Source organism: Dokdonella koreensis DS-123 (assembly GCF_001632775.1).
GTDB classification, from domain to species: domain Bacteria; phylum Pseudomonadota; class Gammaproteobacteria; order Xanthomonadales; family Rhodanobacteraceae; genus Dokdonella; species Dokdonella koreensis.
In genome coordinates, this window is the sequence record NZ_CP015249.1 from 641,492 (window position 1) to 654,851 (window position 13,360).

Consider the following 13,360-nt stretch of genomic DNA (forward strand, 5'->3'; position numbering starts at 1 on the left):
GGTCGGTCTCGTCATCGTGGGAAAGGAGAGGGCGCGGCCGCCGCGTCCGGATAGACCAGGACCCGGTCCCCGGCGATTGCCAGGCCCACCGCGGTTCCGGGGGGCGGCAGGTCGGCGGCCGCGGGCCGCCGCAGCCGCAGCGGCATCGCCAGGCCGTCCACCGCGACGCGCAGCTGCTCGGCCTCGCCGAGGAACACGCGGTCGACCAGCCGGCCGGTGGCGGCCGCGGCTCCGGCGGTGAGGCGGATGTCCTGCGGCCGCAGGCAGACGCGCACGGCCGTGCCGTCGGCCAGGCCCGGCGCGGCATGGCGGCCGAGCGGGGTTTCCACCTGGCCGGCGCGGCAGACGCCGGGGATCTCGTTGAGGTCGCAGAAGAAGCGTGCCGCGAACAGCGAGGCGGGGTGCCGGTACAGCGCCTCGGGTGCCCCGGTCTGCTCGACGCGGCCCTGCCGCAGCAGGACGATGCGATCGGCGATGCGCAGGGCCTCTTCCGGGTCGTGGGTCACGATCACCGTGGTGGTCCCGGCCTCGCGCAGCAGATCCATCGTGTCGTCGCGCACCTGGTCGCGCAGGCGCCGGTCGAGATTCGAGAACGGCTCGTCCATCAGCAGGACACGCGGTTGCGGCGCCAGCGCCCGGGCCAGCGCGACACGCTGCTGCTCGCCGCCGGAGAGGGTATGCGGGAAGCCGTCGGCATGCCGCTGCATGCCGACCCGGTCCAGCGCTGCGAGTGCCACGGCGCGCCGCGTCGCCGGGCTGCCGCCGCGCAGGCCGAACATCACATTGGCCAGGACGCTCAGGTGCGGGAACAGCGCGTAGTCCTGGAACACCAGGCCGATGCCGCGCCGTTCCGGCGCGACCTGGCGCTGGGGGCCGCTCAGTTCCTCGCCGTCGAGCAGCACGCGCCCGGCGGTCGGCGCCTCGATGCCGGCGACCAGGCGTAGCAGTGTCGTCTTGCCGCAGCCGGAGTGGCCGAGCAGGCAGACGGCCTGGCCCGGCTCGGCCTGCCAGGAGACGCCGTCGAGGGCGACCTGCGTGCCGTACACCTGGCGCAGTGCCTCGACCGACAGCGCGGCGGCGGATGGGCCGGCGGGGCGGGCGATGTGACGGTCCGAGGCGGCCGCTGACGGTCGTTCGTCGGCCTGGATGGTGCGCATGGAGGGCCTGGGGAGGAGATGCCGGTTGTGATCGCGCGCCGGCGTGGCGCGCGGCTGCCGCGGCTTGCCCGCCCGGAACGGCGAGCTGGCTGGCGGTGCGCGAAGCGAACGGCACCGCGGGCGACGCACCATCCTACCCGATCCGCGCGCGCGCGCCGAACCGCCGCCGGCGCGTCCCGCCGCGCCGGCGGCCTTCATTCCTCGTCGTCGGCACCGACGGCATAGGGATTCGCGCGGCCCGGCGGCTGGATCGAATAGCGCTTGTAGGTCCACTGGTACTGCGTGAAGGCGATGCGCGCGCAGTCCTCGACGCCGCGGTTGAGGGCGGCGCAGGCCACGGCGAGGTCCGGATCGGCGATGCCCTCGGGGGCCGGCAGCAGGTGCACGCGAAAGCCCGCGCCGTCGGCCAGCCGCTCGGCGAACGAGAACAGCACCGTCGCGCCGGTATGCCGCGCCAGGCGCGGCAGCAGCACCATCGTCATCGCCGGGATGCCGAAGAACGGCGCGAACTCGCCCTCGCCGCGCTTCGGGCGCTGGTCGGGCAGGATGCCGACCACGCCGCCGGCATTGAGGCGTCGGTACAGCGCGCGGACGCCGGTGCCTTCGGCGCGGACCTGCTCGACGTTCAATGCGCCGCGCGCGCGCAGCAGCAGCGGCTCGAAGCGCGGGCGCTGCGGCTGCCGATAGGCGATCGACAACGGCATCCGCTCGGCCAGCCAGTAGTTGAGCAGCTCCCAGCAGCCCAGGTGGGGCGCGGCGATGATCAGGCCGCGGCCGGACGCCAGCGCGGCGTCCAGGTGGGTCTGGCCGCGTACCTCGCGGACGAGGTCGAGCGCCCGCTGGGGCGAGCCGGACCAGACGATCGCCACCTCGGTCATCGACTTTCCGGTCTCGCGCAGGACCTCGCGCACCAGCCGCTGTCTGGTTTCGGCGCTCTCCTGCGTTAACAGTAGCGACAGGTTGCGCTCGGTCACCCGGCGCAGGCGGCCGTTGAGCAGCCAGATCAGGCGCCCGCAGGCGCTGCCGATCCGGTGCAGCATCCCGAGCGGGAGGCGGCCGGCCAGTCGCAGGCAGCCGTAGAGCAGTGCCAGCAGGGGAGAGAGGGGAGGGGCGTTCATGAGCAGACGCGCGATAGTAGGGGCTCGCCGGCAAAAAGCCGACCCCCGGGACCGGTCCGAGGGTCGATCCCGGCTGCGGTTGACGGCCGCCGGCACCGGCGGCGAGGATGCCGGCCCCGCCCGTGGAGCATCCCGTGATCGCCTTGATCCAGCGCGTCAGCGAGGCGCACGTCGCCGTCGGCCCGGATGTGGTCGGCCGCATCGGTGCCGGCCTGCTGGCGCTGGTGGCCGTGCAGCCGGGGGATGGCGAGCCGCAGGTGGAGCGGATGATCGAGCGGCTGCTCGGCTACCGCGTCTTCGCCGACGCGCAGGGCCGCATGAACCGCTCGCTGCGCGACGTCGGCGGTGGCCTGCTGCTGGTCCCGCAGTTCACGCTGGCAGCCGATACCCGCAGCGGCCTGCGGCCGAGCTTCAGCACGGCAGCCCCGCCGGAAGCGGGCCAGGCCGGCTTCGAGCGCCTGGTGCACCTGGCGCGCGACCGCCATCCGGACGTGCAGACCGGGCGCTTCGGCGCCCATATGCAGGTCGCCCTGGTCAACGACGGGCCGGTGACGTTCTGGCTGGAAACCGGCTGACCGCCGGCGGCCGGCCCCGGCCCTGGAATCCGGGCGGCGCGGACCCATCTGTAGGCGGTCAGGCCCTGCCGCCGCCGGTCCTCAATGTGAATTTCCGTTGCGGGCCGACAGACTTCGCCGCCGTTTGGCGTCTTTCGTATGGATCGCCTTCGGCTGCGAGGCCGCGCGGGCGCTTTGGCTTGCGCCAGGCCCGGCAGCGCCCTTGACACCGTTTCTATACTCACTTCCTTTGCCTTCCCGGGAACACCACCTACATGGCCAGCGAGCACAACCAGGAGCAGCAGTCCGAGATCAAGACCCTGATCATCAAGGGTAAGGAGCAGGGCTATCTGACCTATGCCGAGGTCAACGACCACCTGCCCGACGACATCGTCGATCCGGAGCAGATCGAAGACATCATCGGCATGATCAACGACATGGGCATCGAGGTGCACGAGATCGCGCCCGATGTCGAGTTGCTGCGCCCCGATGCGCCGGCCAGCGCCGACGACGAGACCGCCACCGAGGAAGCAGTGGCCGTGCTGAGCGCGGTCGACGCCGAAGTCGGGCGCACCACCGACCCGGTGCGCATGTACATGCGCGAGATGGGCACGGTGGAGCTGCTGACGCGCGAAGGCGAGATCGCGATCGCCAAGCGCATCGAGGAAGGCCTCAACCAGGTCCAGTCGGCGCTGGCGAGCTTCCCGTGGTCGATCCAGTTGCTGATCGAGGAATACGACCAGCACACCGAGGGCAAGAAGCGCCTGTCCGAGGTCATCGCCGGCTTCGCCGACATCGAGGAGCCGAATGTCGAGGTCGCCGAGGCGACCGAGACGGAAGGCGAGGACGCCGAGGCCGAGGAGGAGGAGGAAGCCGACGGCGAGGAAGCCGGTCCGGGCGACACCGGTCCGGACCCGGCCGAGGTCGCGCGCCGTTTCGACGAGCTGCGCCAGGGCTACGCCAAGTTCCAGAAGGCGGCCGAGAAGCACGGCCTGTCCGATCGCAAGACGCAGAAGCTGCGCGACCAGATGGCCGAGGAGTTCCTGCGCCTGAAGCTGCCGGCCATCATGGTCGACGCCCTGGTCCGCAAGCTGCGCGACGTCGTCACCAACATCCGCCACCACGAGCGTGCGGTGATGGACGTGTGCATCAAGCAGGCGAAGATGCCGCGCAAGGACTTCCTGAAGCTCTTCCCGACCAACGAGATCAACCTGGAGTGGGCCGACGAGCTGGCACGCAAGCGCCAGAAGTGGTCGCCGGCGGTCAAGGCGCACCGCGACGGCATCATCGCCGAGCAGCAGAAGCTGGTCGCGATCGAGAAGGGCCTGTTCCTGTCGGTGGCCGACATCAAGGAGATCAACCGCGCGATGTCGATCGGCGAGGCGAAGGCGCGCCGGGCGAAGAAGGAGATGGTCGAGGCCAACCTGCGCCTGGTGATCTCGATCGCCAAGAAGTACACCAACCGCGGCCTGCAGTTCCTGGATCTGATCCAGGAAGGCAACATCGGCCTGATGAAGGCGGTCGACAAGTTCGAATACCGCCGCGGCTACAAGTTCTCGACCTATGCCACCTGGTGGATCCGCCAGGCGATCACGCGCTCGATCGCCGACCAGGCGCGCACGATCCGCATCCCGGTGCACATGATCGAGACGATCAACAAGCTCAACCGCATCAGCCGGCAGATGCTGCAGGAGATGGGCCGCGAGCCGACGCCGGAGGAGCTGGCGGTCAAGATGGAGATGCCCGAGGACAAGATCCGCAAGGTGCTCAAGATCGCCAAGGAGCCGATCTCGATGGAGACCCCGATCGGCGACGACGAGGACTCGCACCTGGGCGACTTCATCGAGGACACCAGCATCGTGTCGCCGGTGGAGTCCTCGACCAACATCGGCCTGATGGAGACCGTGCGCGACGTGCTGGCCGGCCTGACGCCGCGCGAGGCCAAGGTGCTGCGGATGCGCTTCGGCATCGACATGAACACCGATCACACGCTCGAGGAGGTCGGCAAGCAGTTCGACGTCACCCGCGAGCGGATCCGCCAGATCGAAGCCAAGGCCCTGCGCAAGCTGCGTCATCCGAGCCGCTCCGAGCAGCTGCGCTCGTTCCTGGACATCGAGTAAGCCGCGACATCGGCCCGGCGCGTACCGGCCCGGCTGCGACGGAAGCCCGCTTCGGCGGGCTTCTTCGTTTCCGCCGGGACGACGCGGTCAACGCGCCGCCAGGCGCTCGCGCAGGGCTCGCACCTGGTCGGCGAGCAGATGAGCACCGCCCCGGTCGTAGTACCGGGGCAGGGTGGCCTCGGCCTTCGCCAGCGCGGCGCGCGCGTCGTCGTGACGGCCTTCGGCGAGCGCCAGCGCCGCTGCCGTGCGGGCACGGACGCTCGGCTCGACCAGGCCGCCGCGCGCGCGCTCCAGCCACGCGCGTGCGCCCGGCGCGTCGTTGCGGTGGGCCGCCTGGAAGTACGCCAGCTCGATCGCAAAGGCCTGGCGCAGGCCCTGCGGGATCGCCTCGGCCCGTTCGGCGACGGCGTCCAGCGCGGCGGCGGCCGTCGTCACGTCGCCACGGTCGCAGGCCATCGAGTAGGCGAGGAAGTGCAGCGTGGCGCTGCGCAGCGGATCGCTGCCGTCGTCGAGCTCACGGGCGCGCTCGAGCAGGCCGGCGTCGAGTGCGCGTGGCCGGCGGCCGGCCAGACTCTGTGCCACCAGCGTACCGAGCAGTGCCTGCTGTTCGGCGGCCGCGCCGCCGCGTCGCAGCTCGCGCCATCGCGCGGCGTCGTTGAGGAAGCCGCCGATCTGCCGCGGCACCGCGGTGATCGCGAACAGGAATCCGGACAGCGCGGCGACGGCGGCACCGTACAGCATCAGCCGGCCGTCGCCGGCCAGCGCGAGGCCGAGGCCGGCCAGCGCCAGCAGCAGGCTGGCCAGCGGGCCGCCGGCGATCATCGGCAGCAACTGCGGAGCGATCGGCCGGTCCGGGTCGGGTGCCATCACGGTGAGGCCGCCGAAGCTGCCTGCACGCAGGAACGCGCTCCAGCGCCAGCCGTCCGCGTCGCGGGTCAGCCGGATCGGCCCGACCGTCATCAGCAGCAGGCGCATGCCGGCGATGCGGCCCCCCAGCCAATGCCCGCCTTCGTGGATCAGGATCGCCCCGAACCAGACGCCGAGCAGGCCGGCGATGTCCCAGGCCTGGAACCGCGGCAGCCCCTGCGGGGCGAAGCGTGCCAGGGCCGCGCCGAAGAAACCGCCGAGTACGCCGCCGGCGAGCAGGGCCAGCGTGAACCTCCAGGCTGGATGAAGACGCGATCGGGGAGGGGGAGCGGAGGCGGTGGTCATGCAGGCTCGCGGGCGTTGCGATGGAATCGACGGGCCGGGCAGGAAGGCGGTGCCCGGTGCCGCACGATGCCGGTTCCACGCCGGACGGTCGAGTGCCGATCGGTCGAGGCGTGGCGGTGTGCCGGCGAGCGCGACATCCTGAACGGTGTGTATCGGCCTCCGCGGCGAAGGGTGCCGTCAGTGCCGGCCTGCTGCGCGGAAACGGGCATACTCGCCGCGGTACGCCGGATGCGGGAGGTCACGTGAAACCAGCCATCGTATTGCTGACGCTTGCGGTCGCGGCCTGCACGCCCGCGCCTGAGACGCCGCCGTCACCGCCATCGTCACCGCCGCCGCACGACGGGGCGCCGGACCGGCCGGCAGCACCGGCGGCCGAGGGGACCGCGCTCGGCCGCTACCACTGGGTCCTCAGCGAGGCGAGCGACGCCAAGGGCGAGCGTATCGCCGCGCTGTTCGCGCGGGCCGACAAGCCGCTGCAGCTGGATTTCGTCGACGACCGGCTCGCGGTCGTCAATGCCTGCAACCGGATGGGCGGCGCGTACGCGTTGGGCGAAGGACGCCTGACGGTCGACCGGCTGGTCCAGACGATGATGGCCTGCCCCGATCCGGCCCTGGCCGCCCTGGACGAGGCCATCGGCAGCCGCTTGCAGGGCCGGCCCGAGCTGGCGTTGCAGACGGCACAGGATCCGCCGCAGTTGACGCTGCGGACCGCGCAGGGCGATCGCCTGGTGTTCGCCGGCCGGCCGACGGCGGCGACGCGCTACGGCAATGCCGGCGAGCGCGTGTTTCTCGAAGTGGCGCCGCAGACGGTGGCGTGCAGCCATCCGCTGATTCCCGACAAGCAATGCCTCAGCGTGCGCGAGCGGCACTACGATGCGGACGGGCTGGTGGCCGGCGCGCCCGGCGAATGGCAGGCGCTGTACCAGGACATCGAAGGCTACGTGCACGAGCCGGGCGTGCGTACCGTGCTGCGGCTGACACGCTACCGGATCGCCGATCCGCCGGCGGATGCGCCGGCGGTGGCCTACGTGCTCGACACCGTCGTCGAGTCGGAGATCGTCACCCGCTGAGGACGGCCGCGCCGGCATTTTGCGGCGCGCGCGTGGACTGAAGCCGGCGGCGTTGCGGCACCCCCGCAGCGAAGCCCGGCGGATGATCGCGATCTCGTCGTGCGGCCGGCAGGGCCGGTGCGGCGGCTTTGCAGCATCCGGGCGCCGTGCGAGAATCGCCCGCTTCGGGCCGTTAGCTCAGTTGGTTAGAGCAGGGGACTTGGTGGAGAGGCCTAAACGCCACGGCGCATGGCTCCTCCGTACGGGTTGCTCGGGGTAGGCGTGTCCTGCCCTGAAGTAGAACTTCTCAAATTCGGTGGACGCTAACGCGGCAATGCCGCCATGCCAACGCCGAGCGAAGCTCCCGCTGGGAGAACGTGTAGAGACTCGACGGGAAGGCCGAAAGGCAAGACAGAGTCCAGACCACGAACCGGAAACGGGCGGCGAAAGCCGAAGTGGTACGCATAATCCCTTGGTCGTAGGTTCGAGCCCTACACGGCCCACCACATCCCCGTCCCGTGGACGCCGGATACCCGCTGCTGCCGGCGCACTCGGGCAGGACGGCAATCGCGGCGCTCGAAGGAGCGGTCCATGGCATCGAAGATCGACTGGCTCGTCCTCCTGGCCTCGACCGGGGTCGGTGTCCTGCTCGGCATCGTCTTCGGCCTGGCTGCCGGTCTGGCCGGCCTGGCCGCCTATGCCGGGCCGATGGCCGGCGGCATCGCCGGCGCGCTGGTGCCCTGGATCTACCGCCAGGGCGTCGATCGGCGGCGCCGGCAGCGCGACGAGCGCTGATCGCCGCTGCGGCCGCAGCGGATCGGCAGCAGATGAGCGTGACGCCCGCGTGAGCCGTGTGCCCGCCGTGGCCGATGCGGCTCGCGAAGCGTCGATCGTTGCCGGCCTCGCGTCCGCCGCCGCCGCGCGCCGACGCCGTCACGAAGGCGCGCGGACGCTGCGTCCTCGACCGGCGCGTTCGGATGAACGCCGCTTCGTCCCGTCCGCGTCGAGCGGACGCCACGCGCGCTCCGGACCGGTCGGGCGATGTCGAGCGCAGCGCGTGCGCATGCGGCTGCACGCGCTTTCCCGGCGTAGGGGCTGAAGCTACCATGCCCGGATGACGCGGCGAATCCACCATTTCGGCGTGTGCAGCCTCGACATTGCAGCGCGGACCTTGCTGCGCGACGGCGAACACGTGAGCGTGTCGCCGACGGTCTTCGACTGCATCGCGTACCTGCTCGAACGTCGTGGCCGTGCGGTCGGACGCGACGAGCTGGTCGCCGCCGTCTGGGGAAAGACCGGCGTATCCGATTCCGTTCTCGGCAAGACCCTCCTGAAGACGCGTCGTGCGGTCGGCGACACCGGCGACGAGCAGAACGTCATTCGAACGGTGCCGCGCTTCGGCTTTCATTGGGTCGCCGACGTGCGGGTGGAAGAGCGCGCCGATGCGGATCCCCCGTTCGAGGCTGCCGCCGGTCCGGCCCGGGGCACGCCCGCTCCAGCGCGCGTGCCGTCGGCCCGGCGGCGCCGGATGACGATGGGCGCGGTCATCGGCGTGGTGCTGGGGGCGACGGTCATCGTGATGGCGGCCGCCTGGCAGTTTCGCGCGACGGCTACCGGCGACGGCCCGTCGGACCCGCGCGGCGCGGTGACTCCGTCGGCGCCGGATTCGGCGGGTCGCGTGGCGGTGCTGCCGGTGGAGGTGGCCGCGGGCTCCGCGGAGGCGTGGCTGCGCTTCGGCTTGATGGACCTGATGGCCCAGCACCTGCGCGACGGCGGTGTCGCCATCGTGCCGAGCGAGAGCGTCGTGCGGTTGATCGATGCGGACAGCACGATCGACAAGGCCGCGCTGCGCACGGCTACCGGTGCGCGCTCGCTGGTCGAGTCGACGTTGCGCCGGCTCGATGCGACGTGGCTGTTGCGCGTCGAGATGATCGACGTCCACGGCAAGCGCCACGAGGTGCAGGCACGCGGCGACGATCCGATCCTGGTCGCCCGGGACGCAGCCGAGCGGCTGCTGGTGCGTCTCGGCAGGCCGACGCGCATCGTCGCGGCGGACGTGGCCGACCTGCCGCTGACCGAACTGTCGCAGCGCATCGAGGCCTCGATGCTGGCCGGCGACGTGGGAACCGCCAGTCGGCTGCTGGAGGCGGCCACGCCCGAGCAGCAGGCTTTGCCCGAGCTGCGCCTGCGCAGTGCCCAGATCGACTACCAGGCGGGCCGCACCGAGGCGGCCTATCGAAAGCTGGCCGCGCTGCGCGCGGAAATCGGTGCGGAATCCAATCCCGTGCTGCGGGCGCGCATCCTGAGCAAGCTGGGCAGCGCCGCGCGGGTGCTCGGTGATTTCGTGGAGGCGCAGGCGGCGTTCGATGAAGCGATCGCCTTGCTCGACGACCGGCACGAACCGGTCACGCTGGGCCAGATCTATGTCGGTCGCAGCATCAGCTACATCGAACAGGGCCAGTATGCTGCGGCCAGCGACGACTTCTCGCTGGCACGGACCGTCTTCCAGTCGATCGACGACCAGTTCGAGCTGGCTGCGGCCGAATACAGCGAAGGGTTGATGGAGAACCGCCGCAACCGGCCCCTGTCCTCGCTGCCCATCTTCGCGCGCGTCGCCGAGCGCTTCGAGCAGTTCGGGGCGCTCAACGAACTGGCCAATGTCCGCAGCAACCAGATCCTGACCCAGTACAACCTGCTGCAGTACGCCGATGCCGTCGCGACCAGCGATCGTACCGTGCCGCTGCTGGGCCGCCTGCAGAACCCGATCCCGCGGCACCAGCTGCAATACGCCCGCGCCATGTCGCTGGCAGCCGTGGGGCGGCTGAGCGAAGCGCGTGCGTCGTACGCGGCCCTGGCCACCGATGTGGATCCGGTGCACGAAGCGCGGATCGCCGCGATGATTCGCGTGCGCCGGGCGGATCTGGAGTTGCAGGCCGGGGACGCGGAAACCGCGCACGCCATCGCGAGGCAGGTCAGCGGGATGCCCGCCAGGCCGGACACGGCACTGATCCGCGCCAGCGGCTGGCTGACCGTCGTCCAGTCGCTGGCGAAGCTGGGGCGCGCTGCCGAGACCCGGGAACAGGTCGAGCAGTTCGTCGCATGGGCCGAGGCGACGGGCAACACCATCGCCATCCTCTACGGCCGGCTCGCCGAGGCGGAAGAGGCGCAGGCCGGCGGCCGGCACGATGCCGCATTGAGCCTGTATGCGGACGCCATGCTGAGCGTGGAGCGCGAAGGCGTGCCGGCCGATGTGGCCCTGGTCGCCGTTTCCTACGGCCGCGCCCTGATCGCCGCCGGCGATCTGGCCCGTGCCGGCACGGTCGCCGGCCGCATTACCCGCTATGCGGAGCAGGACTTCACGAGTGCCCTGCTGCTGGTCGAGCTGTATCACGCCATGGGCAGGACGGATGCGTGGAGCGCGGCACTGGATCATGCACGCAGCCTGGCCGGCGAACGCGCCATCCCGACCGAGCTGATGATGCCGCCGCGATCGCCGTCGTCGACGGGGCCGGCCCTCGCCCTGTAGCGTCTTGATTCCAAAGGAGGGGAAGGCAAAAGGAAAGGAAAGCGGCATCGAACGGACAGGGTGCCCGATCGCGCCGCCCCGACCCACCGCCCACGCTGGATCGCCGGGCTCGTCCGGTTCGACATGAGGATGGTTCAGTGATCCGATTCTTTCCAGCGCGCGGACGGAGGGGCCGGCGCCAGCCACGCGTTGCCTGCCTCTGCCTGGTCGTCTCCTTGTCCGCCGGCGCCCTGCAGGCGTCGGCGCATGGGCCGCCGGAATCACAGCCAGCCGCGGTCGCGCCGACGGTCCTCGGAGCCCATTCGCTGCATCGGTCTTCCGGGGGCGGGTCCGAAGCACCGAGCCCGCGCACGCCGGCTCATCACGCTGCCGCCGCGCCGGTCAGCCCGGCCCGGACCCTGCCGGTCACGACCTGCTCGGACGATGGCGGCAGCGGAACGCTGCGGACGATCCTCGGCAGCGCGGCCAGCGGCGACACCATCGATCTTCGCCAGCTGGCGTGCAGCACGATCGTGCTGCAGGGCGGCGAAATCGAAACGGCCGCCGATGACCTCGTCATCGCCGGGCCCGGTCGTGACACGCTGGTCATCGACGCTGCCGATGCCAGTCGCATCTTCCTGCATACCGGGAACGGAACGCTGGCCTTGCACGCCGTCACGCTCACCCGCGGCCGGGTGATCGACGGCAACGGCGGCTGCGTCTCGTCCAGCCACGGCAGCATCGCCCTCGTCGATGCCACGGTCGCCGGCTGCACGGCGCACGATGCATCCGGGCAGTCCGACTACGCGGGTGGCGGCGGCCTGTTCGCCGCAGGCGACATCACCCTGCTGCACAGCACGGTCCGTGACAACACCGTTTCGGCCGATGCGGCGCGCGTCGTCGGTGGCGGCGGACTCCTGACACGGCTGAACCAGGAGGGTGTTGCCGGCAACGTCGAGATTGCCCGCAGCGTCGTCAGCGGGAACCGGGTGCTGTCCACCCACACCGGGTCCGACGTCGAAGTCTATGGCGGAGGGATCGATTCGAGGGGCACCGTGCGGATCCTGCACAGCGTCGTGTCCGGAAACGCGGTCTCGTCGGCCTCGTCCGATGACGAGGAAGAGAGCATCACGGAGGGCGGTGGCGTGAACACCGTCGGCCTGTACGCCCTCGGCAGTTCGTTCAACGACAACCGGGTGGAGAACTCGGGCGGTGCCATGGACGTCGCCGGTGGCGCGATCGCCGCCCGCGGCACCGCGGTGATTTCGGGCTCGACGATCGAGCACAACCATGCCGGCATGCTGGCGGGCGGCATCGTTCAGCTCGGTGGCGTGCCCGACGTCTCCCGCCTCGAGATCGTCAACAGCACGGTGTCGCACAATACGGCCGGCTTCTACGGGGCCGGCATTGCGATCATGGACGAGATGGTGATGATGAACAGCACGGTGGCCTTCAACGCGGTCGACGAGGCCAGCCCGTTCGGCATCGGCGGCATCCTGATCGGATCGAACGACACCATCAACGCCTACCGGATCTACAGCTCGATCATCAGCAACAACCAGGCCGGCAGTGAGGTGATGTTCGGTACCGACCTCGCCGCGTTCATTCCCGATCTCATCACCATTGCCGGGTCCAGCAATCTCGTCGGCGAAGCCAGCGGCCTGAACCTGCCCGGCGACACCCTCGGCGGCGATCCGCTGCTGCTGCCGCTCGCCGACTACGGCGGCCCCACGCGCACGCACGCGCTGGCCGAAGGCAGTCCCGCGATCGACGCAGGCAGCAACGCTGCGGGTCTCGCTGTCGACCAGCGCGGCGGCTATCACGTGCGTGCGTTCGGGGCCGGCGTGGATATCGGTGCGTTCGAGACGCAACCGACGCCCGACGGCCTCTTCCGCAGCGGATTCGAATCCGCGGAGTAACGCAGCGCAGGCCGGTTCGATCGACCGGCGCCGGGGGGCGCAGCCCTCCAGGCGCTGCGGCCCGGCATCGCTCCGCGGAGCGTGCGGCGGATGCGCCGTGGCGCGGAGTCCTTCATGGGGCCTGGCGGTACCGCGTGCCGCAGGAAGCGCAGGCAGCGGAGCGTTGCCGCGCGGTATTTTTCGGGATGGCGCATCGCCGGGGATTGCCGGCGATGCGCGGTCGTGCCCTTTCCCCGCCGGCGCCGGCAGGGCGGTCATTCCGCGGAAGACGTTGCGGATCGGACGCGGAAGGCCGGGCGCCGCGCAGGCGCTTCCAGTGGCGGCCGGCCCTGATCTTGAAAGCGCCTCCATCACGCCGCGCCGGCGACGCATGACGCGCGCTCGTTCCACGGCTGCGGCTGCCGTCCCGCTTCGCCGGTCGGTCGTGGCGGTGCACCGGTTCGGGGCGCCTCGCGACCCGGTAGAGCGTCACGGCCGATGGCGGTGGGTCGCTGCGTCGTGCGTCGCCGGCTGACCCGATCGTGGGACCGGCGTCGGTAGCGGCGGGAAGGGCTTCCCCGCGATCCACCCGTGCGCTCCGGGTTTCCGGGTGGCCCTTGGCGTGCGCCGGCCGGCCCTCCGACGACATGCTTCCAGCGCGCCCCCGACTGCAGTGATGCGATCGCCGGCACCCGCGTCCGTGCCGGGCGGTGTCCTGCTGCCGACGTCACCGGCATCGTCTTCGTC

9 protein-coding genes are annotated in these 13,360 nt (G+C 71.1%); 6 read left to right on the forward strand and 3 right to left on the reverse strand.

Annotated features, from left to right (window positions below; genetic code table 11):
• Positions 1-11: 11 nt before the first annotated feature.
• Together I596_RS02480 and I596_RS02485 are read right to left on the reverse strand one after the other, a co-directional pair.
• Entirely contained in the window at positions 12-1,157 is a 1,146-nt protein-coding gene (locus tag I596_RS02480) for an ABC transporter ATP-binding protein (RefSeq protein ID WP_083965315.1), read from the reverse strand.
• A 194-nt stretch (positions 1,158-1,351) separates the two neighbouring features.
• A complete protein-coding gene (locus I596_RS02485) occupies positions 1,352-2,275 on the reverse strand; it encodes an LpxL/LpxP family acyltransferase (protein WP_067643695.1) in 924 nt (307 codons plus the stop codon).
• A 134-nt stretch (positions 2,276-2,409) separates the two neighbouring features.
• Here I596_RS02485 and dtd point away from each other — a divergent pair, with 134 nt between their 5' ends.
• Both dtd and rpoD read left to right on the forward strand, forming a co-directional pair.
• On the forward strand, positions 2,410-2,850 hold the full coding sequence (dtd, locus tag I596_RS02490; protein WP_067651329.1) for a D-aminoacyl-tRNA deacylase: 441 nt from the start codon (positions 2,410-2,412) through the stop codon (positions 2,848-2,850).
• A gap of 254 nt (positions 2,851-3,104) precedes the next feature.
• Positions 3,105-4,949 (forward strand): RNA polymerase sigma factor RpoD, encoded by a 1,845-nt coding sequence (rpoD, locus tag I596_RS02495; protein WP_067643697.1) that lies wholly within the window; start codon positions 3,105-3,107, stop codon positions 4,947-4,949.
• Between the two features lie 87 nt (positions 4,950-5,036).
• On the opposite strand, the gene I596_RS02500 is transcribed toward rpoD, so the two are convergent.
• The gene (locus tag I596_RS02500; RefSeq protein WP_067643700.1) at positions 5,037-6,161 is read right to left on the reverse strand and encodes a hypothetical protein; all 1,125 of its coding nucleotides are present in this window, start codon (positions 6,159-6,161) and stop codon (positions 5,037-5,039) included.
• A 242-nt stretch (positions 6,162-6,403) separates the two neighbouring features.
• Here I596_RS02500 and I596_RS02505 point away from each other — a divergent pair, with 242 nt between their 5' ends.
• From I596_RS02505 to I596_RS02520, 4 genes are all read left to right on the forward strand, one after another.
• Positions 6,404-7,231 carry an META and DUF4377 domain-containing protein gene (locus tag I596_RS02505; protein ID WP_067643702.1) on the forward strand — a complete coding sequence of 276 codons (828 nt, stop codon included), beginning with the start codon at positions 6,404-6,406 and terminating at the stop codon, positions 7,229-7,231.
• 570 nt (positions 7,232-7,801) lie between these two features.
• The gene (locus I596_RS02510) at positions 7,802-8,005 is read left to right on the forward strand and encodes a hypothetical protein (RefSeq protein WP_067643704.1); all 204 of its coding nucleotides are present in this window, start codon (positions 7,802-7,804) and stop codon (positions 8,003-8,005) included.
• A 319-nt stretch (positions 8,006-8,324) separates the two neighbouring features.
• Complete coding sequence (locus tag I596_RS02515) at positions 8,325-10,736, forward strand: winged helix-turn-helix domain-containing protein (protein WP_067643707.1); 2,412 nt, start codon at positions 8,325-8,327, stop codon at positions 10,734-10,736.
• Positions 10,737-11,248: 512 nt separating this feature from the next.
• A complete protein-coding gene (locus I596_RS02520; protein WP_150131978.1) occupies positions 11,249-12,634 on the forward strand; it encodes a choice-of-anchor Q domain-containing protein in 1,386 nt (461 codons plus the stop codon).
• Positions 12,635-13,360: the final 726 nt, after the last annotated feature.

Excerpts from the sequence above, each read along its gene's own strand:
- I596_RS02500 (WP_067643700.1), bottom strand. The coding sequence starts at position 6,161 with ATGACCACCGCCTCCGCTCCCCCTCCCCGATCGCGTCTTCATCCAGCC.
- I596_RS02485 (WP_067643695.1), bottom strand. The coding sequence starts at position 2,275 with ATGAACGCCCCTCCCCTCTCTCCCCTGCTGGCACTGCTCTACGGCTGC.
- I596_RS02510 (WP_067643704.1), top strand. The coding sequence starts at position 7,802 with ATGGCATCGAAGATCGACTGGCTCGTCCTCCTGGCCTCGACCGGGGTC.
- I596_RS02480 (WP_083965315.1), bottom strand. The coding sequence starts at position 1,157 with ATGCGCACCATCCAGGCCGACGAACGACCGTCAGCGGCCGCCTCGGAC.
- rpoD (WP_067643697.1), top strand. The coding sequence starts at position 3,105 with ATGGCCAGCGAGCACAACCAGGAGCAGCAGTCCGAGATCAAGACCCTG.
- I596_RS02515 (WP_067643707.1), top strand. The coding sequence starts at position 8,325 with ATGACGCGGCGAATCCACCATTTCGGCGTGTGCAGCCTCGACATTGCA.